Origin of the sequence: Pseudoramibacter alactolyticus ATCC 23263 (assembly GCF_000185505.1) — a bacterium.
Lineage (GTDB): Bacteria > Bacillota > Clostridia > Eubacteriales > Eubacteriaceae > Pseudoramibacter > Pseudoramibacter alactolyticus.
Map to the genome: position 1 here is coordinate 1216318 of NZ_GL622359.1, position 22396 is coordinate 1238713.

Below are 22396 nucleotides of genomic sequence, written 5' to 3' on the forward strand. Positions count from 1 at the left end.
GGTTTGAAATTTACAAGTCTGCAACCGCCTCGGCCATGACCTTGGCAATATCGTCCCGGATCACCAGCTCTGCCGCGTTATCCGCCGAGGTGGCCGACTTGTTGATCTCCACCAGATGCCTGCCCCGAAAGTAGTGGATGAGGCCGGCTGCCGGATAGACGATGAGGGAGGTGCCCCCGACGATGAGGGTGTCGGCCTTTTCGATGGCGGCCACCGCCCCGTTAATCTGTGCCGGGTCGAGGGCTTCTTCGTAAAGCACCACGTCAGGCTTGACCGTCGCGCCGCATTTTTCGCATTTCGGCACGCCGGGCTGGGCCATGATCCACTTGTCGTCGTAAAAGGCGTGGCAGTGGGTGCAATAATTTCTCAGCACCGATCCGTGCAGCTCAAAGACGATCTCGCTGCCGGCCTTTTGGTGCAGGCCGTCGATATTCTGGGTAACCACCGCCTTGATCTTGCCCATCCGCTCGAGCTTGGCCAGGGCTTTGTGGCAGCCGTTGGGCTCAGCGTCCGGATAAACCATCTTGTCCCGGTAAAAATCGAAGAAATCCTCAGGATGATGCACGAAAAAAGAATGGGAAACCATTTCCTCCGGGGTGAATTCGGCGCTCAAACGCTGGCTGTAGATCCCGCCGGCGCTGCGGAAATCTGGAATGCCTGACGCGGTGGAAACCCCGGCGCCTCCAAAAAACACGATGTTGTCGCTCGCTTTTAAAATAGCGGTTAATTGTTCAACTTCTTTTGGCATGGTGCTGCCTCCCTTTTCGACCGCGTGGCGATCGTTTTCTAACAGTATAGCGTCGGCGACTTAAATTTTGCGAAAGCTTGACCCGGCCGGCGCTTGTCTTTTATAATGAAGACAATCAAAACGACCGAACGGAGGCAGACCATGGCCAATTTCACCTTGCTCGACGCGGCGGCACTGGGGCGCATTTTAAAGGACCGCCTCGGCGTGGAGCTGCACATTCACGACACCTGCGGCGACTTCTTTATGACACTGGACGCGCCCGACGACCGCGCGCTGGTCTTCATCAAAGCCTACATGGCCCGGGAAGGGCACACGCTGACGGTCGATCCCGGCGGCACATCCTTCTCGGTTAAGGCATAAAGCCCCAACCGGTGCCCTTTTTTGACGACCCGGCGGCCAAACGAAAGCCCTCCTGCATTTCACCGCCGCGATGCGTCATCGGCTGACCGATTGAGCAATCCGTCAAAGCGACAAAAAAGACCAGCCAACGCTGGTCTTTTTTTCCGCCTTTAACGCATAAACTGAATCCCGCGGACGATGGGCGCTTCCACCGCGCGGCTCTTGCACACCTGCACGAAGCAAATGAAGCGCACGATGAAGAGCACTAACGCGACGATCCCCATGATGAGCAGCTGCAGTCCCATGCCGGCCAGCATGCCGCTCAGGCTACTGGATGCACCGTAATAACCGTAGCTGCTATAGCTGCTCGACGAGAACAAGGCCCCGCCGCCGACGATCAGCGTGATCAGCCAGGTGACGACCATCGTGACCAGCGATACCAAAATGCTGAACACGTCGAGTTTGATCTCCTGCCGAATGTGAAACCCGATATAGCTGGTGCGCGCGTCGCTCGCCCTGTCCGCCAGCAATGCGACGATCAGTCCCGCCAACGGGAACAGATAAATCAGCATACAGATCACCTTGTTGTCGGAAATTTCCCGGGGATCGTAGTCCGCTGTGTGATCATAGGGATTGCCGCCGCCGAAATTTCTCGGCGGTGCCGCATTTCCGTCGCCGGCCGGTCGCTTGGGCTGCGCCGGCGCTTCTTCCCAGCCATCGCTTCCCCAATCGGCTCGCGGCGCCTTGGGCCCGCGCTCAAACATCAGGCCGGGCCTTTCCGCCGCTTCAGCCTTGTCTGTCGCATCATTTGCCGCATCATTAATGGTCGTTTCCGCAGGATCCGATGGCGGGCTCACCGGCTGACCGCAATGAGTGCAAAACACCGCGCCCGACATCAATTCTTTACCGCAATGGGAACAATACTTCATCTTCTGCCTCCTTTTTCCATTCACTGATCATTTTTAAAACTCCATTTTATTATAAATTATATTTTAAACCTTTGCAATCATCAATTGCACGGATTTTGTTTTTTGCAGCAAACATCCTTCTTTTCCCCTGCTTCGCACTATGGTGCCAAACGCACAAAAACAGAGACGCCCCAGGGGGACGCTCTGTCTTTTGTTTGAGCGATAAAATCTTTTAATCCATGCACGGTCTCCGACATGTCTGGATTCCCTTGTTTTGCGTGGGGCGGCAGCACAAAAGGTCAGCGTCCCGCGGGCATTCAAAACCACCTTCACAAAAAATGAAGGTGGTTTATTTATCGGAGGAACGCATAAGGCTATAACGCTCTTACTTTTCTTGGTATGGTATAAGGTTAATTTTATTATATAACCGTCATTGTTTTAACTCAATGATTTCTGCCATCTTTTTAAATTAATCGGGTGTTTTTTCAAGATCCTTCCCCGTCTGTCGTTCATCCGTCCACCGGTCCCACATCACAATCTCATCCACCTCCCGCTTGGGCACAAAATAATCCCTGTTCGCGTCCAGATAATACTGCAGGCTGCCGTCCGACCCCGGCGCCACCACGGTCGAGCGATGGGCGGGATAGCCCAGGGCCACCATGCTGTGGATTGCCATGGGCTCAGGCAGTTCCAAAACCGCGGCCAGCGCCTTGCGGTCGATATTGTCCATGATGCAGCTGCCCACGCCGTGATGCCACGCGGCCAGGGTGAGGTTGGCCAGGGCGATGCCCGCATCGGTATCCACCCACCGGCTTCTGCGGCTGCCGTCATAAATCAGTGCGACAACCATCGTCGGCCGTTCGCCGGGCCCCGGGGTACCCAGCGCTTTCGGCAGGGCCGCGGCAAAATGCACATGGGGAAAAATTGCCGCCGCCTGCGCCCGGTCCGTCACAAAAATGGCCCGCAGCGGCTGCAGATTGCCCGCGCTGGAGGACAGGCGCAGCGCCTCGGCCATATCGGCCACCGCCTCGGCTGCCACCGGGCGGCTTTCGTCAAATCGGCGGTACGTCCGCCGGGTTTTAAGCAATGACATGAGATCCATGGGTTCTCCTTTCAAATATCCTCGCTAAAAAAATCATAATCCACGCGTTTAATCGCGTATGTCGTTTCGATTGAAACGCCCAGATTGTGTTTGATCATCAGCCGGGTCAACTGTTTGCCATCTATCAAAACGATGGTCGCACCGCCGCTGTTTTTCGCATAATCTCTTGCCTTTTGCGAATAAGACGCCGTTGTGATAAAAAGCCCTTTAGCCGCGTTTTGTTCAAGCAGCGCGCCGGCAAATTTCTGAATTTCCGGTTTCCCCACCGTGCTTTCAATCTGCCATTGCTTGACCTGAATATATATCGAAGAAAACCCCAGCTGATCTTCTTTGATGATACCGTCAATGCCGCCGTCATTGCTCGCCTGAGTCACAATACCGGCTTCTTCAATCCCTGAACCATACCCCATCGCAAGCAACAGACGGACCACCAGATGCTCAAAGTCAAAGGGCGATAATTTCATCACCTCATCCATCAAATCGCTTTGAAGGGCATCGTTGATCATCGAAAACGCCGCTTCCAATGTTTCGAGTGGCGTCCGATCCTCTATCCTCTCGTTTTGAGACGTATCGTTTTTAACCAGCGGCACCCCGCTCTCAAAGCTTCGAAATTCTGAAAACCGCCGTAAATAAGAAAGATCAATCATGCATGATTCTAAAAGCGCGGCTTTTCCCTTTTCTGAAATAACAAAATGTGCCCGCCGGGGACTCGTGATCAGACCAGCTTTCTTTAAATATGTTCTGGCCCAGCCCGCGCGGTTGCTGAAAACCGTTTGTTTGCCGCTCGGCAAAAGCGCCGATGTTTGCTCATCCGTTAATTGCAATTTTTCCGACAGGCGCTCATTGATCGCTTTTGAAGTCTGTTCCTGTCCATCGGACAAGATACGCAATGTGGGATCGATCAAATCATCGTATTTTAACATAGTATTTCTCTCCTCAGTCCAAATGCCTGGGCGCGCTGCCGGCGGCTTTCGCGATGCGGGCCGCTTCCTCCGCGCGGATCCGCTCGGCAAAGGCCGTAATCTTGTCGCACAGCCACATGTCCGCCGTTTCACCCTCGGAATAATCCGCGGCGGCAAACATCTGAATGCGCCCGTCCATGCGCATCTGCTCCACCTGATGGAGCGCCGCCGCATCGCCCTTGGGATACACGGCGAAGGTCGCGCCGCCGTTCTGATTCACCACGGAAAACGCCGGGATATCGCTGGGCCCGTCGGCGATATAAATCATATTTTTAAAATGCACCCGGCGCAGTGTCTCCGGCAGCTTGGTGTTCACATCAACGCCGCTGACTTTGCCGACGCCCTTGTTGATCTCGAACAGCGCCCGGGTCTTGGTGGTGTTGTCGATGGTGTAGGCAATCTCGCTGATGACCGGTGCGCCGCCGGCGTCCGCCGCCTCAATGAATTCGCAGCCCCAGACCCCGGCCACGTCCGCCATGATGGGCGTGCCTTTAATGATCTCGGTCAGACCGGTGGAGATAATATAGTGCTCCACGCGGATATCAACATCCTGATAATCGGGATTCTCCTCGATGAGCGTGCGGGTTCGGGCAAAGATGCCCGGCACGCCGGGATAAAATTTGAGCTTTTGCCCGTAGCCGCGCAGTTTTTCGTTGCTTAACCCGGCAAAACGGCCGTCTTTGGCGTAGCGGATCATCTGGTTGAGATAGATCGTGTCCGGATTGACCTTCACCCCCTGCTCCTCCCGATATTTTTCCGGCAGAGCGCCAGCCTCCCGCCAAAAGGCCCGGCCGTCCACGCCGTATTCCTCGAAGATCGGATCTTCCATATAGCCGTCGATTAATGTCTTGTCAAAATCCCAAACCATGGCAATGATATTGGCCATCGCGATTGCCTCCTCATCATTTTTGGCCATTATACCACAGCGCAGCGGCCGTTTTTCGCCGGACATCAAAAAACGGCGTGCATGCCGCCCGTCCGCACCGCCAAAATTCCGGCGATTATTTTGAATTTCCGCTTGACAATCCCAGGACAAAAGGCTATTATAATAAAGTCCTTCGCGGGGGTGTGGCGCAGTTGGGAGCGCGTCTGAATGGCATTCAGAAGGCCAGGGGTTCAAGTCCCCTCATCTCCACCATATTGCAAACACTTAAAAACCGCTATTTTAAGCGGTTTTTCTTTTATTTTTTTGCTATTTTCATGTTTTTTTAAATTTCTATTTTTCGGTACTTTTCTGTGCAAAATGTCGTAAATTTGTCGTAAAGTGTCGTAATAAAATTACTGATTTCTCACCAAATTCTTTTTTCAAAAAATAAAGCCAATGCTTATTTATTTGCTCTAACTTTATTTAGATTAATCACTTTGGAGCCTTTGACCAGATTCGAACTGGTGACCCCCACCTTACCACGGCACAAGGATTGACTTATATGTTATAGATAAATAAATTTTACGAAATATTTACGACCAAAAAATACAAAATAACCCCAAGGTATTGACCTCGGGGCTTCCTTTTACTTCTTCCGCCAGTTCTTATACTTTCCGCTTTTCACGCGCAAATCCGTATAAGGCTCATCTTCATCAATAACCCAATTCCGGCCAATCTTTTGAGCGGTCTCGTATCCGCCTTTGCGGGCCTTGATCTGCACCGTCTTTGCGGAAACGCCATGCTTTTTAGCGTACTCAGCTATACTGATCAGTGCCATTTTCCTCCCGCCTTTCTTTGATCCACAAAACCAATGCCCAAATACCTTTGACTGCCGCCATGACAAACATACACAAGGCCAGCGTTTCTAAAAATGCTTTCATTTGACTTTCCAATGGGAATTCTTTAAAATAGGGATAGGTGGAGGGCTTTCGCCCTCCTGAATTTTAGAAGCGTTTGCTGATCCAAGCGACCAGTAGACCGATCCCTAAGTCCACAAGTGCTTGAACGGCTATTTCAAGTGATTTGCTTGTGGGCTTTTTCTTTTTGTGTCCCATTGGCTTCCCTCCTTTTTATATTTATATTATACTCCTATATTGCTAATATGTCAATAAATCTGAGAACTTTTCTCGAAAAATAAGCAAAAAAATAAAGCCGGGGTTTTATCCCCGGCTCATCATGTTTGCATCTGCAATCACAAATTATACGTCATTCGCATCTCAACGATGGCATTTTGAAGAACGGCGCCTTTGCCACATCCTTCCAGGATGTCGTTGTCAAAATTCTCGGTCTCTCCGGCAAAGCCGTTGCAGGCGTCTGTCCACAAACCCTCCGCCATCAGAAGCCGAGTTACCACGCGATACAATTCACTTCGGATTGGCTCTGGCGCGCGGTGCCCAGCAGCATGCTGTGTTCTTTCATGCGGATATACCGCTCCAGCAAGGGCGCCGTGATCTTATTTTCGGATGGCTGCGTGTCGGGCGCTTCCGGAAGGTTCGGCAGATTGAAGCACTTTTGCAACTTGGCATAACCGCTGGCGTAGACAACAATCAAATGCGGGGTTGATTGCAGCACCGCCGCGTTGTCTTGCTTATAAGAGATGCTTGTTTTTATTCTTTCTTTTGGGGCCTCGTTCCTCTAATAAACGTCACTATCACAGAAGCGATACCAAATCCTGATAAAACCGTTCCAGCAAACGCCGATTTGCTCACAATCACCCACACGCCGCTACCGATAAGCACCATACATAATATAAACGCAAACAACATGCCAAGAAAACTATCCCGTGAACGCATTTTCTGCTCTTTCTTTTCGTATTCATGGCGAAACTTGGTTTCTTTCTCGGCCATATCAAAAATTTCACGGGGTGCTTCTGGTAAAATTTCACTATACTGCTTTAAAATTTGCGGAGGTGGTAGAGGCCCGGAAAACGAAAGCATTTCCATTCCCTCAGCTTGTACTAATACAGCTTCGCGCTCTTCTTCCGGCATATCCTCAAGCTGTCGAATCAGTTCTTCTTTTGTTAGTAACTGTCCGTTCGCACCATTCTTTTGGCTAACTGGCGGCTTCTTTTCTGCTTGATTCATAAGTTTCCATCGCTTTTTTTATGCTTCTACCAACCCTTTGCCAATCCGATCGCAATGCATCTCGATCTTTTCTTGGTGAAGAGGGGGGCACATACGGGCACATCACCCCATAAAGATCAAAGATTCTCGAAAATCCCTTCACAAAACTCGGGGAAAAGGATAACCCTCTTTTCATGACAATCCCTCCTTTGTGTCGTTATTATACCGAAGTTTTATCCACGATGCCTTAAATCTCCGCTCCCTTTTTCTCTTTTTTAATATTTACAAAAAACAACCCCCTCGAAAGAGGGGGTAAATGGGAGAAATTATGACCGTGACAGCCCTACCGGAGATGCCCTATTTTTTTATTTAACCCGGATCACCTGGCCCACATAAATCTTGTTCGCATTCCGGATCCCGTTGAGTTTTTGAAGCTTTTGCCATGTGGTTTTATACTTTGCGGCGATTTTGCTTAGCGTATCGCCCCGCCGCACGGTGTAGCATACCTTCGCAGCAGCTTTCTTCTGGCCGGCCGCGCCCAGTTTTTTGTTGACCTCGGCCTGTACCGCGTTGTAGTCATACCCGGCGGCGGCCAGGCGAACCTTTCGGTCGTTGCCGTTGCCCCACTTGCCAGCGAGCACCTCCGCCGCAATGGTGGTATTTGATTTTTTCGCAGGCGCCGGTGCGGGTTTTGGTGTTGGCTTGCTTTGCCCACCGCCAATGATCCCAGCATAAGCGTTCCACGTTTTAATATCGCCATTCAGCACATCCATGTCCATCGGTTTTTCACTATACTGCCAGAGAGCATAAGCGGGCCAAGCGCCTTTCTGCGGAGCCTTCACACCGTAGCTGGCCACCCACAGACCAAAGTTTGCTTTAGCGATCTGCGGATAGCGCCCCAGCGCGGATCCCTGGCAGTAAAAAAGCGGGCGCACGCCGGTCTTTTGATAGACATAGTTGAGCCAGTTCAGCGCCCAGGCGTAGTTATATCTTAGGGCGTTGCCTTCCCAGTCCAAGGCAAAGATGGCTTTGTGTGCGTGGTGGCCGACAAGGGAGAGGAAGTGATCCGCCTCGGCTTTCCATCCGTTATTTTCAGGCCTCGCGTAGTGATAAAATCCACAGGGCTTGCCCGCAGCCTTCACGGCGTTGTAATGCCGGTCCAGCATCGGGTCCTTGAAGGTGCGGCCTTCGCTGGCCTTGATGATATAAAAGTCGTATTTGTGATAGTCAACGATTCGCTGATAGTTGCTGATATCGACGCCATGCATGGTCATTATTCGCCCTCCTGTTCTGTTGCTTTGCCGGTCGGTGCAGTCGGCGAGGGATAGTCATAGCCCAGTGCCTGTGTGCTGTCTCCGGCGCCTTCGGTGGTTGGATCGGTGATGATGCCCAGTGTCGCCAACAAATTCAGCGCGATCCCGAGGCCTTGAATCACATCGTTTTGCGCGATCGCCGGCACCACGCCGATGATGCCCAAAATCTGATAGATGAAGGTCACGGCTGCCGCGACAATAGCCGCCAGGGCCGTCTTATTTTTCAGTCTCAGTTTCCAGTTTATTTTTTTCATGGTTTTCTCCTTTATTTCTTTTCTTCTTTTATGTCATCGATCTGCCGCCAGGCTGTTTTAAGGTCGCGTTCGACGATGGCCATTCTCTCTATTAAGTTATTATGTTTATTCATTCTTTCCGATAACTCCTCTATTTTTTCACTCGTCAACTTCATGCGCTCATCTATCACTTTGTTGTGAGCGCTGTTATTGACCAGGGTCGTGATGATGGTCGGCACCGCCACGCATACGCCCGATACGATGGCGGCTGTTACAATTGGATCTGTCATTTATTTTCTCCTAAAACTAAAGTCTGTAATAGCCCAGCACATACAGATAGGCCTTAAAGTAGCCTGTGCCGAGTTCAGCCGTCGCAAAGTCCTCATTGGCCGGCTTGGCGTTGTTCGTCTGAAAGACGATCGAGTGCACACCCTGTTTGATATATCGCTTGATGTTGCTGGACTGTATCGATGCAAGATCGGTGTTATTTGTCAGAGCAGGCGACCAAGTGTCTTTCCCGCCGAAAGCGTATTTTATTGGGTCTGACGTGTCTAGGTATTCATCATGCATATAGGCATTAGTCATCGTTCCGTAGTTGGCACGCGTCAAAGACCCATCCGTGCAATAGGCGCCAATATTTTTGGGCGCGCCAAGTCCTCGGCCCCATTGGATCCCAAAGGCCGACATATAAATGTACGCCTCGTAGACTTCAAAGTTTTGCGGGATAAAATAGGTAATTATCGACTTGGTCTTCGGGAAAGTATTCACATTAAAGCCTGTCATATACCAGTAGTAGCCGAAGTAGTCCATCCCGCCAATACTAAAACTTGTGTTAGCTTCCGCTGATGATTCAAAAGAAAACATCGTCAAAGCCCCGTCCGCTCCAACTACTCTGCTTCCAGAATCGAGATAAATATTCCCTAAAAAAGTGCCGTTTAAGGCCTGCATTGAGCCATCTTCAAGGATTTTAAAGTTATTATTGGCCGTCACAGCGCCGTTCAAGTTGATCTTGTTGGCCTTGATCCCGACTGCTTCAGCGGTCTGGTTGATTTCACTGATGATGCTGCCTTTTTTGACAGTGGACTTTAGGCCCTCTTCTGTTTGATATAGCCGCGTCTCGACCGTTGAAAAATCATCGGGATGGCTAATCCAGCGATGAGCAATTTTCCCGGCGACCAAAACCGGATGGTACAAATAAAAGTTTGTGCCCGTCCCAAAATACAAAAAAAGCTTGTCCGCCGAAAGCGTCAGCGTGACTTCGATCTTTTGCCAGTCTGTCGTGACGCTTACCGTCTGATCTCCGATCGTGAGGGTGGCCGAGGCATCCGCTTTGATATAGCCGGAAAAGATATATTCCCCTTCTCCTTCGATTTCAAGCTTGCGAAAAATAAAAGGCGTCGCTGTATCGTCAATGGCAAACTTCGCACAACTTTCAAGGGTCCCTTGTGGCGACGTGATGATTGCTTCACTGCGTGAATTCATAACTGCCCCCTACGCAATCCGCCGCCAGTATTTTTTTGTTTCTTTTTTGCCCCAAAGTGAATTCAACATAATGTTCCCAGTGATTTTTGATTCAAACCAGATCGTCGGGGTCATTGAGCTTTGATCGTTCACATATCCAACCTTTACAAGTCCTGACGTATAAGGTTGCAAGCAGCAAATAAACTCGTATTCTGGCGAATGATCTTACGTTAATCACAACGTTGTTAGCGTTTCTTATCGTTACCATGTCTTTGAATTGCTTAAACTCTGAATAATACGTTTTTTCGATCTGCTCCCAGGTGCCGAAACCGTAGTACTCCGCCACTTTTTCGGCGGTGCTCAGGTCAATTCCCGAACCGCTTGTCTGATTCCATGCAAAGGTATAGCCGATGGGCATCTGCTTTTTCAAGGCCGCCAGCTCGATATCCGGATATATCTGCGTCAAAAGATTTGCCATCGATATTTGTTTGATATCACCACCCGATTTGATAAAGAGCGTATCCGCCGTTGTGGTTTCCGCCACATCTGTAATTTTTTTTACTGTATAGTCTTCTTCTGCCATTTTATCTCCCTTCCTATGCTGATAAAAACGTCCCTGAGACGTCTGTCAAGATCGCGCCGGAAGCGTCGGACAAGACCGTCGGTCTAAATCCATAAAAATCAAAGTCACACGAGATGCTATTTCGGATCAAATTGATCGCGCCCGCCGCATCCGCCGCCACCTGTGCGGCGGTGGCTTTGGCGTTGATCCGATCCCCACCGCCAATAACCCCGGTGACCAGGAGGTTTTTGGCCGTCCCGTCGGCGCCGGACACCTGCACCTGCACGGTATCGCCCTCACGCACATCGCAGGTCGTCGGTAATTCTACCGCCTGCATATCCTCATCTGATATGGTCATGCCGCCGAGGTCAACGGTAACAATGCCATCCACGCTGTCCCCGGTGGCCGTGCCGGTTAAGGTTATCACGTTGGCGCTATGGGCCGCGCCTTGCTTGGGCTTTGCGTACTTGCCGAGGAGCACCGCCGCTTTTTCGATGTTATCCATCTTCACACCTCCTTTAATGTCAATTTTACTGTCCAGGCGATGAGGTCGCTCTCAACCGTCTGGACGAGATAATTCTTCTTTTTGCCGTCTTCCGCCCATTCAATCACTTCCCCGGCCTTAACGGGGAAGTACATGCAAGTGCAATCCCTCGTTTTGCCCTGACTGCGGTCGTTTGCGGTGTATTGCCCGACGAGCTTTTGCGCCTGGGCCTGTGTAAATGGGCTCATGTCGCTGACGTCGTGGACATTGGTGCGGGTCCAGCCGCGATAAGCCGACGAGATGGCTGACGTCACCGCCGCGTCCGCGCTGGCCACCAGGGGTTTGCCGTCGCTATTTGGATTTTCCGCCACTACCACGGTGCGGTTATAGGCTTCGCCGGAGCTGTCGCTATCTTCATGCCCGGGGGACAGGATGATCCCTCGTGGATCATCGGCATCTAACGACCAGGCCGGGGTTTTATCCCCCGGCGCGACATAGGCGGCAACGCTGATGTGCCCGTAGCCATCCACCCCCAGCTGATTGTTGGCCTTGTTGCAAATATCCGCTAAAATGGAGCGATAACTGTCCGTGCGTTCATAAATCTTCGCCGCGGTATAAATGGCGTCCCGGCTGCCGGCTTGAAAGATCACACTTTTGCCACAGGCTCTGGCCACGGCGACAATCGCCGTTCTGGTTTGGGTGTTTTGCCCAATGGTATAGAGCTGATAGGCGATATCCGTGTCGAGCATCCAGAGAACGGATTGCAAATCGTAGGTCTTGGCTTCGCCGCCCTCCGGGGCCTGGGTCGTTTTGATGCTTTGCACGCCCAGGGTCGCCACGCCCTGCCCGTCCACCATAATGCGCAGCCAACTGCCGCCGATATAATTATCAGCAATGGTTCCCAAGCTGCCGCTGATTTTTGTGTCGGAATAATATCCGTCAGTCAGGATGATCTTCTCCACGTCGAAGAGTTCCCCGCGAATCACTTCCAAATTGTGGGGATCGATCATATAGATATGTAATTCCGGCTCAAAGTAAGGATCTTTCCATTTTTCCAGGCTATTCATCGCGTTTCCTGCCTTTGTGTGATTTTAATTTCCGTCCACCCTGGATGTTCCAGCGGCCGGCTGATCGCTGTCACCACCACGGGCAGGATTTCGCCCCTGGGATTTCTAAAAGTGGCGTGGCCGGCTTCAAGAAGTGCGTCAAAATCGCTCCAGGCGCCATGCTTGTTCATATCTGTCACCACCGCACCGCTCACATCCAGTTGCCGTTCCCTGGCTTTGTGCAGACGATAAGCATGATACGGCCGGCTGATCACTTCATAATCCTCGGCAGCCCGACTGATGGTGTCCTCCTGCGTCGGGTTCTCATTATGGCCAAGATCGAGGACACAGGAGCCGCCATCAAAGGTCCAACAAAATGCGTGGTTGTTAATAGGTGCTAAGGAGATGGTCTGTGCATCCCAGCTGCCATCGGTTCTGAAAATCCAAATCAACGCTTTAACGGGTGTTCTCAATGGGGATATGGCTTCGATTATGACGTTCCTTTCATCTCTGCTCTTCTCATGGGTATCCACTGGCGTATCCTGGGCTATCAAAAAGCTTTGCACCGTGTCCGATACGGAAACGGTCGGAATGGTCAAAAGATAAGTACCGGCGTCGGATGCCTCTGCAGTGATGCTTAACGTCGTTCGATTGCTGGCATCCGCCACCGCAAGGCTGGCCGATGTCGTGTTGGATATGAGGTCTCTGGCAACCCAGGCCGTCACCGGGATAGTCCCCGAGGGGATGGCTTTTAATTGTTTGGCCGGGATCAACACGCTGCCACTGGCTCCATAAAGGCCTTTGGCCATCGCGCTGACCCCGAAGGCCGAAACGGTCACGGTGCAGCCCCCTTCCTCGAGATCGGAGGTGTAGCGGATCAATAGCCCCGTCCCGGTGAGGGTTGCCGCCGTCACTTGGGCCGTCGGCCGCCAATACAAGCCGAAAGTTTTGGACGCGGCGTTTCCGTGAACGGTGTAGCCTGTCACGCCCTGCCAGTTGCTGCCGTGGGCGCGGACCTCCACCTGCATCTCCGTGGCCATCACTATGGTCCCATCAACCTGATAGGCATCCGGAATTGGAATAGAAACAGTTTTGCTATCACCGGTGGTATTATCAAATGTGAAATTCGGTGCCCAAGCGTCTCCCCAGCCTTCGTTACCACTTTGGCCGTCGAGCGCCGATTTGTAATCGCTCCAGCTGCCAAAAGCGCCGCCGGCTCCCCGCGACCGGAACCGACACCGCACCTGAAAGTTGCGCCAGTCACAACTAAAGGCCATGGCAACCGTCGTCTGGTTATTACCGATATTAGTGCCAATGGACAGCGCTGCCGGCGTTGGTAAACCCGGTTCAAAGACGGATGCGGGTACAAAGGCAAAACGCTGTGCTGCCGATGTGTTGGCCGTCCACAGCCGCACGTTAGTTCCCGGTTTGTTGCTGCCGCCCTGCACATCGAGGCAAAGGTTCATCCCTGCCTGAACGGTTAGCCGATAAGTCGGAAAGGTTTGCCCGGCAATCATCATCTCACCCATACGCACCGCCAGCCAGGACTGCGCCGTGCCATAGTTGGGCGCCCAGATTTGCACGTTGGTTCCAGCTTTGGTGCCGGCGCCTTTGTCATCCAACGCTTTTTTAGCGCCGGCGCCCAAAAAAGTTAACGTTCCGTCATCGTTTTTCTGAGCAATCCAGCGCTGATTGCTGCCGCCATTAGATGGGTGCAGCATGACGTTGGCGCCGTTGGCCGTTGACGCGCCGGATACGTCAAGGACCATGTTTTCTTTAACGCCCGAGACGATCTTATAAGTGCCGCCAGCGGACAAAATATTAATTGGCACAAAGGCCCAGCGCTGCGCATCCGTCCCGTTAGCCGCGTAAATTTGAACATTGGTACCGGGCTTCACATTACCACCGCTGACATCCAAAGCGAAATCAGTCCCATGGCTCTTAACGACATAGGTGGAATAGCTCGTTCCACCGATGATAACCGTTTTGCCATCAGGCACAATATCCCATCGTTGGGCACGACTATCGTTGTTCTCCCATTGCCAAACATTGGTACCACTGGTAATCTTTCCGCCAGCAACATCAAGACATCGCCCAGACAAGGCACAGGCGATTTGAATCCCATTTGTGCCGTCGTCAAAGGTGCTCCATTTTTGAGCGTCACTATCATTTCTCGTATATACTTGAACGTTGGCGCCCGAATTATCCGATGCACCCTTCACATCAATAGCGACGGTCGGCCCCAAGACAGAAATGATTTCATAGGTGCCATCAATAAAGTCAGCCACTGATCATCCCTCCTTGTACTTTACACAAATGAATAATTTTATTTAGAACGGTGTCGCCGATGGCTTCCGCGCTCTGCCCTTCTGCTGCATAGATCTTAAATACCGTTCCGTTTAGAACCGTTTGAGGTTTAAAAGTTTTCTTCAAAATGCCTTCGAGCTTCGAAATCGGCAGGACGGCTTCTGGCCCCGCTTCGCCAACCCCGATGATGGATGGGCTATCGAAAATCCCGCCTTTCTTGTACCAGTTCACGCTGAATTTTGGCAGGCTGCCTTTTCCACCAATACCCCAGGGAGCCGATCCGCCGGATACCTTGAAGTGCGGCAGATTGATATGAGGAAATGAAAGTTTCGGCAAGTGTGGTCTAAAGCCATTGATAATACTTCTGGCTTTGTTAATGGCATTTTTGACCCAGCCCAACAGGCTGGCCACGGGATTGTTGACATGGGGCAGTTTCGGTTTAAATCGATTGATAAAACCCTTAGCACCGTTAATTGCATTGCCTACAGCGTTCTTAATGCCATTCCAGACGTTCGACGTCGTGCTTTTGATCCCATTCCAAACGCCGGTGATGGTGGATCGCACCGCGCTCACCGCGCCGGTCACCGTGCTCTTGATCCCGTTCCAAACGGATAGGATCGCGTTCTTCACAGCGTTCCAGGCGGATGTCGTCGCGCTCTTAAGACTATTCCAGGCGGAAGAAACCGCGGACACAAAGCCAGTAATTCCGGCCTTGATACCGTTAATCACCCCGAGGACAACGCCTTTAATTGCCGCCACAGCTCCATTAACAAAGTTCCGGAACGTTTCGGATTTATGATAGAGCACCACCAAAGCCACGACTAAAGCCGCGATACCCGCAATGATCAGAACGATTGGATTGGCCGCAAGGAAGCCACCTAATGCCGAGAAGGCAGAGCCTATGTTTTTAATAGCGCCAACAATTTTAGGCGCCATCGTCAGAATGTTCCCAACGCTTCCCATTAAAGACCCGATGAACATCAATAGCGGCCCAGCTGTCGCCACGATGCCGCCAATAACGAGAATTATATTCTGTGTGGTCGGTGACAGTTTCATAAAGGCGTTGGCCATCTTAACCAAATGATTCGACACTTTTTCCAACGTCGGGCCTAATGTTGCCATGAGGGTTGTCCCTAAGGTTGTCCCAATGTTCTTTAAAGCGTTCAAACCTTTTTTCGCTTGAGCAGAGGACGAACCACCTAATGTTTTAAGCGCCTTGCTGGTATTGCCAGCTGAACCGTTCATCTTTTGAAGTTCGTCGTTGAACTCTTTCGCGCCGCCTTTGGTCAAAGCCAATGCACCTGTGCCGGCACGCGTGTTCGCCCACAGATTTTTAAATTTTTCGCTATTTCCGCCAACAGAATCCTTCAAAATCCCCAAGACGTCCCCCAGGGATTTCCCAGAGCTCATCAGTTCTCCGAAGGTCTTTCCGGTCTTTTGTTTGAGGATTTGAGCAACGCCCGATCCTTCTTTCCCCAATTCGTTGAGCATAGCCCGAAGGTAAGTCCCGGATTCAGCAGTGGAGATCCCACCTTTTGTCATAATGGCATAGGCAGACGCAACGTTTTTCAAATTGACGCCAAGGGCCGAAGCCGTTGGAATAACGCTGCCCAAAGATTTGGACAGTTCATTAACGGTCGTTTTCCCGTCGTTCTGGGTCTGAATCAAAATATCCGAAACATTCTTCGTTTCAGAAGCTTTCATTTTATAGGCATTGAGAACTGTCGTTAAAACGTCAACCGAATCTTTCGTGGATAAAAACCCGGCTTTTGACAAATTGGCTGCATCCGCCATGAATTTCATGGCATCTTTGGTTTTAACCGATGCAGAAATCGCCTGATAAAGGCCCGCGCTTAAATCGCTGGTGCTTTTCCCGGTTTTATTGGATAAATTCATTATGCCATTCGACAGGGTTTTCATGCTTACCTGTGATGTATCAGCAATGGTGCCAACTTTGGCCATACTCTTTTCGAACGACATGGCCGATTTCGTTGCAAAGGCTAATCCGCCGGCTGCAGCGACGCTAACCGGCATAATTGCCTGGCCGACACCGCTGATGTTTGATCCAAGTGTTTTAAGTTTTCCGCCAACAGCCGCGATCTTCTGGGCGCCGACAGAATCGAATCGATTTAATTCTCTGGTGAGTTCTGCTTCTTTTGCCTTTGTCTCGTCAATCTCCCGCTGTAAAGCGTTCAACTGATTAACATGCTTGCCCTCTGGATCGGATGCTTTCAATTTGTCATAGGCTTGTTTGAGTTGGGCTGATTTATTTTTGGTTTCCTGCAGTTGTCTTTGCAAGGCATTCTGCTTGCGGACGAGTAAATCGGTATTGCCCGGATTAAATTTCAAAGCTTTGTCCATTGCCTTCAGGCTGCGCTGGGTTGCTGAAATTTTCCGGTCCATCTTTCCCAATGCACTCGTTAATTTGGTGGTATCGCCATCAATCTCAATCTTGAGCCCCTTTAGATTGCCATATCCCACATGGTTCCCTCCCTTCTTTAAAATCTGTCGAAATCGGCTTGTGTGGCCTTTTCCGGATAGTTGTAGTTGTCATTAGCTGATTCTGTAAAAATATCAAAAACAAATCCCACTGACAGATGGTCAAGATCTGCCAGTGGGATACCCTCCTGGTAACAGCGATGAATAAATAGTGCTGTCGTTAGTTGCCTTTCGATTGGCCTGCTTTTTTTTTAGCTTTTTCGAGGGTTTCTTGATCGTCCACCCACATTTCAACAATACTTCCGATTATATCAGGATCATAAAGTGCCATCATATCGTCAAAGCCGTCAAACCAGTCCAATACATCATCCGGCACTTTATCCGGATTTGCTTGTTTCGCTGTGATATAAGCAAAGTTTTCAACGACGCCAAAGTCAAAATCATCTTTGATGTTGCCTTCAGGGTCCACACTTTGAATGATATGCTGCATATCCACAATGAGATCCCGCCCGAATTTCATACGATAACGAATGGTCGTGCCGGCGGTGCAAAGCAGTTCAATCTCTTTCCCGTCTATTTGAATAGTTTTCCTCATGATCTACATCCTTATGCTCCAGCTCCAGCCACCGTCGGTTCCGGAACGTTTTTGTACCAATTATTATAGGCTGTCGCTTCAGCATCACCGCAACGACCTTTTACCAGTTTGTCATTGATTCGTGGTGAAACTGTAATGGTGGTTTTTTCCGTTTTGGGCTCGTTTCCTTTATCGGTTGTTTCACCTTCGATGTTTGGTCTGTCACATTTGCAGTTAAACATACAATGGCGAATCTTATTAACATCCCCCTCAAATTCAAACATGAGCGCAAATGCTTTTTGCTTCGCATCACTATATTCATAGGTAGCGCCATTGGTGTCCGTCTTTTCTCCCAGCGCTTCTTTCAGTAAGGCGTCCGGAATCATGGCGCTTTCCAAATCTCCGGAATAACCATTATTTTGTGTCGACACAAAATAATCAACATTATCTGCTCTAAATTTTGTTGTTTCTCCTTGTGCTTCAAATGACACTGAAACAGCGCCCGGCCACGGTTGTGGCTTATCATAGGTCAATTTTCCTGTTTCATCTTCTAATTTAACCATTGCATAATGGACATTGCTCAGCCCATATTTCACTTTGTTTTTTTCAGCCATTGGTTATGAATACCTCCGTAACATATAAACACTCAAACATATTTTCTTCTGTGATGTATGCTTCTTCTTTCTGCCAGGTCAGCCCCTTTTCCCGCAAAGCCTTTTCAACTTTCCGTTCAATCTCAAAATCTTTCTCAGCCGTATAAACTTCAATGTTCAATTGAGACTTGGCTTGATAATTTTGGTTATCCGCGAAAAAGTCTTGGCTATTGGGATAATAGAACAAGATATAAGGCACGTCCGGCGCTTCCCCGACGGGATACGAATAATAGGCGTTTGGCAATCCAATGCTATCGATCATCGAAGCAATTTGTTGCGTCGTCATGAGAGCTTCCTTTTTAATCTTTCAACAAATTCTTCCTGTGCCCATTCGTTGACCGGCTCGATATGCTTACGAGGCCTTGTTCTTCCGCCATTTCTCAGGGCATGACCATTTTCAATCAAATGGGGCAGCCCCGGCACCCTGGCATTGTGAACCTTGAACCCGGCGCCGCCATTCTTTTTGTCAATCTTCGCTTGCCATCCGGCCACGTATTTGCCTGTTGCATGGGGGCCAACAACACTTTGCGCGCCAGCTTTGACTTTATTTCGCGTGGCATTAGCCACACCCGGCGCCACTTCCGCCATGGCGTCCTCGCATTTGTCACCGTACTCTTTGAGCATGTCATTGATAGCCGTCTTAAATTCTGCGCTCTTAATGATACTGCCACTCATGCGCCTTTCCGCCTTTCCACATACAACTCAATGTTGTCGTTCTTCGTCCGATAGGTCCGATAGACTTTATAAGCGACCCCTTCAATCTTGACGGTTTCTTCATCCCGATAATCCGGCGCAAAGAGAATGAGCCGATAGGAAGGATTAAGGCCATTGCGGCCACCTTCAAACCATTCGTTGCCGGTGACCGATGTGATCTCGCAAAACACTTCCCGTTCGGTGGTTTTCGCCCGCAGAACACCGTTGGCGTCCCGCTCATGGGTTTTCCCAACGAGGGTCACGACGCTGGATCGATCCATCAACTCACCTCCCAATTGGTATAACCCGTGGCCATGGATAATTGTTTTTTCTGTTCGTCATAGGCCGCTTTTAATCGGTCATAGTCATCGGGCTGACCAAAGTTCAACCGAACATAGGTGATCACCGCCCGCATGATCAGCGGGTCGGTGTCAGCGGTTTGTTCGATGCCAGCAAGGCCCAAATCGAGCTTTGCGGCTTCGATTAAATCCGTTATTTCTTCGTCAAAGGCGTTAGTTTTGATTCGCAGTGCTACTTTTGCTTTATCGATCAGCGCCATTTCCACTCCTCTTTTAAATAAAGGGCGGTGTCACAGTCGCCCTTGTTTTTATGCTCCGGCCCCCTGAGTGATCACCTGCATACCGTGATAGGTCACCAAATCAGCATTGGCCGTTTGAATCCCGCGAATGCCAATCATATTTCGTTTAAAATAATCTCCGCCTTCATCGGTTTCAATGGCGTAGTTGTCCCACATCGGCATGTCGATGGCGCCAGGCTGGCCGAAATACTGGGTGCCTTTGGCGAAACCATCCAACACACGGAATTTGACAGCGGTGCCGCCGTCTTTGATCTGGCCGGAAAGGGTGGTCCCAGCGTCAAAGGCGATTTCATAGACCGGTTTTTTCTCGTTGGTTCCTCGAACATCGCCAAGTGCCGCCAAATCTTCCTGTCCGATATAGAGCTTCACTTCGCCTTTCTTTGCATTCGCGCGGAAGTTAAGCACCAAACCACGAATATATTTTTCATCTAACTTGACATTTGTTCGCTTTTCAACCAATGCGGATGCACCGATGGCCGCGATAATCTTTTCGGATGCTTTGGCTCTCAGCGCAATCAATGCGCTTTCTTCAATGGCGCCCTGATAATTCAGCGGCGTCGTCTTCTTCACCTGACGTGAAGTTTCATCCAGGACGCCCCATTCTGTCGGGGAAATGGTGACATAATCAAATTCTGCATCCGTTCCACCAATGGTGTTGCCATCGGTCACATCTGCCGCCACTGCGTCGGTTTTCTTATATGCCGCGGTCCAGGCTCCATTACCCGTCAGCGCGATGGCATTGACATCATCAACAATGCCATCCGCCACATCAGCCAAACCATTAACACCTCCGACCTTGGTCGGCTTAGCGATCTTCCCAGTGGACAAGAGCGCCCTGATTTCCATCCGTCCGCTTTCAGCAAACGCCTTAGCTCTTTTTTCTTTGGCTTTGGCATCGTCGTCTGCTCTTTTATTCGCCATCGGATGAACAACAATTCCTTTTTCACCATTGGCGACCTTCTTCCGAGTTTCCAGTTTTTCATACAAGGTGATTTTCCGTTTCACCTCATCTTGCTCAGCCAAAAGCTCGTTAGCGCGTTTTTCCAACTCTTCAAAACTTCTGCCCTGATCACCGGCTGCTGCATTCGGATCGGCTTTGCCATCATCCCCTTCTTTTGGGTCGGCATCATCGCCGTCCATTTCATCCAAAATCTTCTTTAGTTCATCGTTGATTGCTTGCAGGCGTTTCTTTAATTCTTCCAAAGTCATCTGTTGATTTCCTCCATAATTTGATTTTTGAGAATCTTTTTTCGTAAGGCCATAAGTCTCTCCTGCGCTTCTGATCGCTCCGTCAGGCTCTTATCAATCACTCCGTCGATAAAAGCGCACGCGTTAATATTAGTCTCGTCGTTAGCTGGAATGCTAACGGCGGACACATCATAAATTTTTTTAATAGATCCCGATCCCCAAATAATGGTCCGGGTTTCTTTGTCGTAGTACGGCGGTTTTGCCACCGCGAATCCCCACGACATCTTAGTGACGTTTCCGGTAGCAATGGCTTCATACATACTCCTGGCATCTGTTGTTTTGGACAAATCCGCATCGATCTTTAGCCCATGCTCATCCACGTCCAGCGTTAACGTCCCGTTGCTTTGTCTGGCAAAGACCATGCCGCGATGATCAAATTGGAAAATGACATCGCTCATATCACAATCAGAAAAACTTTCCTGAGAGAACTTTTCGTAAACAGTGCCGTCCTCATCTTCATAAAAAGGGTAGCGCTCAAAGGTTGTGGCGTATCCCGTCACCCGGTATTCTTCGCCGCTTTCTGTCTGTGGGGCGGTGACGTTCGCCATCGCTCGGTATTGCCGTTCTTTTCTATTGGGCATCTTTCCCTCCTATTTCATTGAATCGCCTTGATTGGGGTTAACTGACGTTCCGTCTGCATTCACCAGTGAATATTCTCCGCGAATGGTATAGGCCTGGCCCTGGCCATTCGGCAGCGGCGGCAGATTCCAGATTTCTCGAATTTCGTCCCGGTTCATAATTCCACGATCTGACATTTGAGACGACACATTCAGCTTATCGGCATTGCTTAAATACTGTAGCCTGTTGGCTGTAGCCATGATGCTGTTGCCATTCGTGATTTCTCTTTGTGTGAAAACCGTTTTTGTCATCACATCCGAAAACTGAATGGCAAAATGTTCAACACAGCCTTCATAGAATGCCGCCCAGGCATCGCCGTAGGCTTTGTTTTGCAAAATATCTTCATTGACGCCGAAGTAGTTATAGACATTCGTTTGAATCATCGCCATTTGATCTTTGTCGACGGTGTAAGGCGTCGGCTTGATCTGCTGAATGTCCGTGTAGGTATTTGGCCATAATAAAACGCCACCTTCCTCGTTTTGCAAATGCCTGCGGGTGAAGCGTTTGCGTTCTTTTTCCAAATCTTCCGGCTTTGAAAAGTTATTCAGCTTGGCCATAAAGCGATAGCGCGCCGACTCTTTCACGGCTTCACCGATGCCTTGGTTCTGAATATCGATCAAATCCATGGTCTGATCCAAAGCTTCATTCGTTTCTCCAAAGAAGTCATCTGAGTATTGAAAGCGCGTCATCACGCCACAGCGTTCCAGTTCGATGGCTGCCATATCCCCGTTATTAAAACGGTAGCGCAGGAAAGGTTGACCATCCACGTCCCGAATTTCGCAGTTGTTTGGCAGTACCGGAAAGAATCCCGTTGTGAAATCCATCTCTCCAATCACCGGCACGATAAAGGCGGTGTTTTGCATATCCAAGATCGTGGATAGCCGGTATAAGAATTGTCCCCATGTCTGCCAACTGTTTGGGGCTATGGTCAATCGGGTCTGCAGCTTTCGCTGGGCCGTTCCTGTCATCGTCACTCGCAATTTGCTGATATGTCGCGCTCTGGCATCAATCGCCGCCCGCACCAATTCCGATTCATACAGGCTGCCTTCTCGGTTTCTAAATATTGGCGTGTATCCGGTCAAGGTTTCAAAGATGCCTTGATCCATTGGTTGGGTTTGTG

At 50.2% G+C, this 22396-nt stretch carries 30 protein-coding genes and 1 tRNA gene; 2 read left to right on the top strand and 29 right to left on the bottom strand.

The genetic code is table 11. From position 1 onward, the window contains the following. Positions 1–10: 10 nt before the first annotated feature. Positions 11–748: an NAD-dependent protein deacylase gene (locus HMPREF0721_RS05655; protein ID WP_006598660.1), complete on the bottom strand. Its 738-nt coding sequence runs from the start codon at positions 746–748 to the stop codon at positions 11–13. 141 nt (positions 749–889) lie between these two features. On the opposite strand from HMPREF0721_RS05655, the gene HMPREF0721_RS05660 reads away from it, so the two are divergent. Continuing rightward, positions 890–1108: an RDAC family protein gene (locus HMPREF0721_RS05660; protein WP_040639943.1), complete on the top strand. Its 219-nt coding sequence runs from the start codon at positions 890–892 to the stop codon at positions 1106–1108. A gap of 149 nt (positions 1109–1257) precedes the next feature. On the opposite strand, the gene HMPREF0721_RS05665 is transcribed toward HMPREF0721_RS05660, so the two are convergent. From HMPREF0721_RS05665 to HMPREF0721_RS05680, 4 genes are all read right to left on the bottom strand, one after another. After that, positions 1258–2016: a zinc-ribbon domain-containing protein gene (locus tag HMPREF0721_RS05665; protein ID WP_040639944.1), complete on the bottom strand. Its 759-nt coding sequence runs from the start codon at positions 2014–2016 to the stop codon at positions 1258–1260. A 448-nt stretch (positions 2017–2464) separates the two neighbouring features. Continuing rightward, on the bottom strand, positions 2465–3097 hold the full coding sequence (locus HMPREF0721_RS05670) for a nitroreductase family protein (protein WP_006598664.1): 633 nt from the start codon (positions 3095–3097) through the stop codon (positions 2465–2467). A gap of 11 nt (positions 3098–3108) precedes the next feature. After that, a complete protein-coding gene (locus HMPREF0721_RS05675; RefSeq protein WP_006598665.1) occupies positions 3109–4020 on the bottom strand; it encodes a restriction endonuclease in 912 nt (303 codons plus the stop codon). Between the two features lie 13 nt (positions 4021–4033). Then, positions 4034–4945 (bottom strand): HAD family hydrolase, encoded by a 912-nt coding sequence (locus HMPREF0721_RS05680; RefSeq protein WP_040640317.1) that lies wholly within the window; start codon positions 4943–4945, stop codon positions 4034–4036. Between the two features lie 176 nt (positions 4946–5121). Between HMPREF0721_RS05680 and HMPREF0721_RS05685 the strand changes: the two genes are divergently transcribed. Continuing rightward, positions 5122–5197 (top strand) — tRNA-Ala (locus HMPREF0721_RS05685). 373 nt (positions 5198–5570) lie between these two features. Here the strand turns inward: HMPREF0721_RS05685 and HMPREF0721_RS05690 are convergent. The 24 genes from HMPREF0721_RS05690 to HMPREF0721_RS05790 form a co-directional block, all read right to left on the bottom strand. Further along, on the bottom strand, positions 5571–5762 hold the full coding sequence (locus HMPREF0721_RS05690; protein WP_006598667.1) for a hypothetical protein: 192 nt from the start codon (positions 5760–5762) through the stop codon (positions 5571–5573). Beyond that, positions 5740–5865, bottom strand: coding sequence for a hypothetical protein (locus HMPREF0721_RS12590; RefSeq protein ID WP_278224166.1), 126 nt, complete (start codon positions 5863–5865; stop codon positions 5740–5742). The genes HMPREF0721_RS05690 and HMPREF0721_RS12590 overlap by 23 nt, the downstream gene beginning before the upstream one ends. A gap of 311 nt (positions 5866–6176) precedes the next feature. After that, a complete protein-coding gene (locus HMPREF0721_RS11780) occupies positions 6177–6338 on the bottom strand; it encodes a hypothetical protein (protein ID WP_156788703.1) in 162 nt (53 codons plus the stop codon). Continuing rightward, positions 6332–6556 (bottom strand): hypothetical protein, encoded by a 225-nt coding sequence (locus HMPREF0721_RS05695; protein ID WP_040639945.1) that lies wholly within the window; start codon positions 6554–6556, stop codon positions 6332–6334. The genes HMPREF0721_RS11780 and HMPREF0721_RS05695 overlap by 7 nt, the downstream gene beginning before the upstream one ends. A 35-nt stretch (positions 6557–6591) precedes the next feature. Further along, positions 6592–7068, bottom strand: coding sequence for a DUF2335 domain-containing protein (locus tag HMPREF0721_RS05700; RefSeq protein ID WP_006598671.1), 477 nt, complete (start codon positions 7066–7068; stop codon positions 6592–6594). Then, positions 7037–7243 (bottom strand): hypothetical protein, encoded by a 207-nt coding sequence (locus HMPREF0721_RS12245; protein WP_006598672.1) that lies wholly within the window; start codon positions 7241–7243, stop codon positions 7037–7039. Before HMPREF0721_RS12245 ends, HMPREF0721_RS05700 begins: the two co-directional genes overlap by 32 nt. 169 nt (positions 7244–7412) lie before the next feature. Beyond that, positions 7413–8321, bottom strand: coding sequence for a GH25 family lysozyme (locus HMPREF0721_RS05705; protein ID WP_006598673.1), 909 nt, complete (start codon positions 8319–8321; stop codon positions 7413–7415). Beyond that, positions 8321–8614 carry a phage holin gene (locus HMPREF0721_RS05710; RefSeq protein ID WP_006598674.1) on the bottom strand — a complete coding sequence of 98 codons (294 nt, stop codon included), beginning with the start codon at positions 8612–8614 and terminating at the stop codon, positions 8321–8323. The genes HMPREF0721_RS05705 and HMPREF0721_RS05710 overlap by 1 nt, the downstream gene beginning before the upstream one ends. An 11-nt stretch (positions 8615–8625) precedes the next feature. Continuing rightward, positions 8626–8883 carry a hypothetical protein gene (locus tag HMPREF0721_RS05715; protein ID WP_006598675.1) on the bottom strand — a complete coding sequence of 86 codons (258 nt, stop codon included), beginning with the start codon at positions 8881–8883 and terminating at the stop codon, positions 8626–8628. Between the two features lie 16 nt (positions 8884–8899). After that, a complete protein-coding gene (locus HMPREF0721_RS05720; RefSeq protein ID WP_006598676.1) occupies positions 8900–10075 on the bottom strand; it encodes a hypothetical protein in 1176 nt (391 codons plus the stop codon). Positions 10076–10166: 91 nt separating this feature from the next. Continuing rightward, positions 10167–10637: a hypothetical protein gene (locus HMPREF0721_RS05725; protein ID WP_006598677.1), complete on the bottom strand. Its 471-nt coding sequence runs from the start codon at positions 10635–10637 to the stop codon at positions 10167–10169. Positions 10638–10650: 13 nt separating this feature from the next. Then, positions 10651–11121: a hypothetical protein gene (locus tag HMPREF0721_RS05730; protein ID WP_040639946.1), complete on the bottom strand. Its 471-nt coding sequence runs from the start codon at positions 11119–11121 to the stop codon at positions 10651–10653. A 2-nt stretch (positions 11122–11123) separates the two neighbouring features. Then, the gene (locus HMPREF0721_RS05735; RefSeq protein ID WP_006598679.1) at positions 11124–12167 is read right to left on the bottom strand and encodes a hypothetical protein; all 1044 of its coding nucleotides are present in this window, start codon (positions 12165–12167) and stop codon (positions 11124–11126) included. Beyond that, on the bottom strand, positions 12164–14434 hold the full coding sequence (locus tag HMPREF0721_RS05740; protein WP_006598680.1) for an RICIN domain-containing protein: 2271 nt from the start codon (positions 14432–14434) through the stop codon (positions 12164–12166). The genes HMPREF0721_RS05735 and HMPREF0721_RS05740 overlap by 4 nt, the downstream gene beginning before the upstream one ends. Next, complete coding sequence (locus tag HMPREF0721_RS05745; protein WP_006598681.1) at positions 14427–16934, bottom strand: phage tail tape measure protein; 2508 nt, start codon at positions 16932–16934, stop codon at positions 14427–14429. Before HMPREF0721_RS05745 ends, HMPREF0721_RS05740 begins: the two co-directional genes overlap by 8 nt. Before the next feature lie 178 nt (positions 16935–17112). Next, positions 17113–17487: a hypothetical protein gene (locus HMPREF0721_RS05750; RefSeq protein ID WP_006598682.1), complete on the bottom strand. Its 375-nt coding sequence runs from the start codon at positions 17485–17487 to the stop codon at positions 17113–17115. A gap of 11 nt (positions 17488–17498) precedes the next feature. Beyond that, complete coding sequence (locus tag HMPREF0721_RS05755; RefSeq protein WP_006598683.1) at positions 17499–18080, bottom strand: major tail protein; 582 nt, start codon at positions 18078–18080, stop codon at positions 17499–17501. After that, positions 18073–18405: a hypothetical protein gene (locus tag HMPREF0721_RS05760; protein ID WP_006598684.1), complete on the bottom strand. Its 333-nt coding sequence runs from the start codon at positions 18403–18405 to the stop codon at positions 18073–18075. Before HMPREF0721_RS05760 ends, HMPREF0721_RS05755 begins: the two co-directional genes overlap by 8 nt. Further along, a complete protein-coding gene (locus HMPREF0721_RS05765; protein ID WP_006598685.1) occupies positions 18402–18794 on the bottom strand; it encodes a hypothetical protein in 393 nt (130 codons plus the stop codon). The genes HMPREF0721_RS05760 and HMPREF0721_RS05765 overlap by 4 nt, the downstream gene beginning before the upstream one ends. Further along, the gene (locus HMPREF0721_RS05770) at positions 18791–19093 is read right to left on the bottom strand and encodes a phage head closure protein (protein WP_006598686.1); all 303 of its coding nucleotides are present in this window, start codon (positions 19091–19093) and stop codon (positions 18791–18793) included. Before HMPREF0721_RS05770 ends, HMPREF0721_RS05765 begins: the two co-directional genes overlap by 4 nt. Next, on the bottom strand, positions 19093–19371 hold the full coding sequence (locus HMPREF0721_RS05775; RefSeq protein WP_006598687.1) for a phage head-tail connector protein: 279 nt from the start codon (positions 19369–19371) through the stop codon (positions 19093–19095). Before HMPREF0721_RS05775 ends, HMPREF0721_RS05770 begins: the two co-directional genes overlap by 1 nt. 48 nt (positions 19372–19419) lie before the next feature. Beyond that, the gene (locus tag HMPREF0721_RS05780) at positions 19420–20619 is read right to left on the bottom strand and encodes a hypothetical protein (RefSeq protein ID WP_006598688.1); all 1200 of its coding nucleotides are present in this window, start codon (positions 20617–20619) and stop codon (positions 19420–19422) included. Then, a complete protein-coding gene (locus tag HMPREF0721_RS05785; RefSeq protein WP_006598689.1) occupies positions 20616–21239 on the bottom strand; it encodes an HK97 family phage prohead protease in 624 nt (207 codons plus the stop codon). Before HMPREF0721_RS05785 ends, HMPREF0721_RS05780 begins: the two co-directional genes overlap by 4 nt. Before the next feature lie 9 nt (positions 21240–21248). Next, positions 21249–22382, bottom strand: a complete 1134-nt coding sequence (locus HMPREF0721_RS05790) for a phage portal protein (RefSeq protein ID WP_242821858.1) — start codon at positions 22380–22382, stop codon at positions 21249–21251. Between the last annotated feature and the right edge of the window lie 14 nt (positions 22383–22396).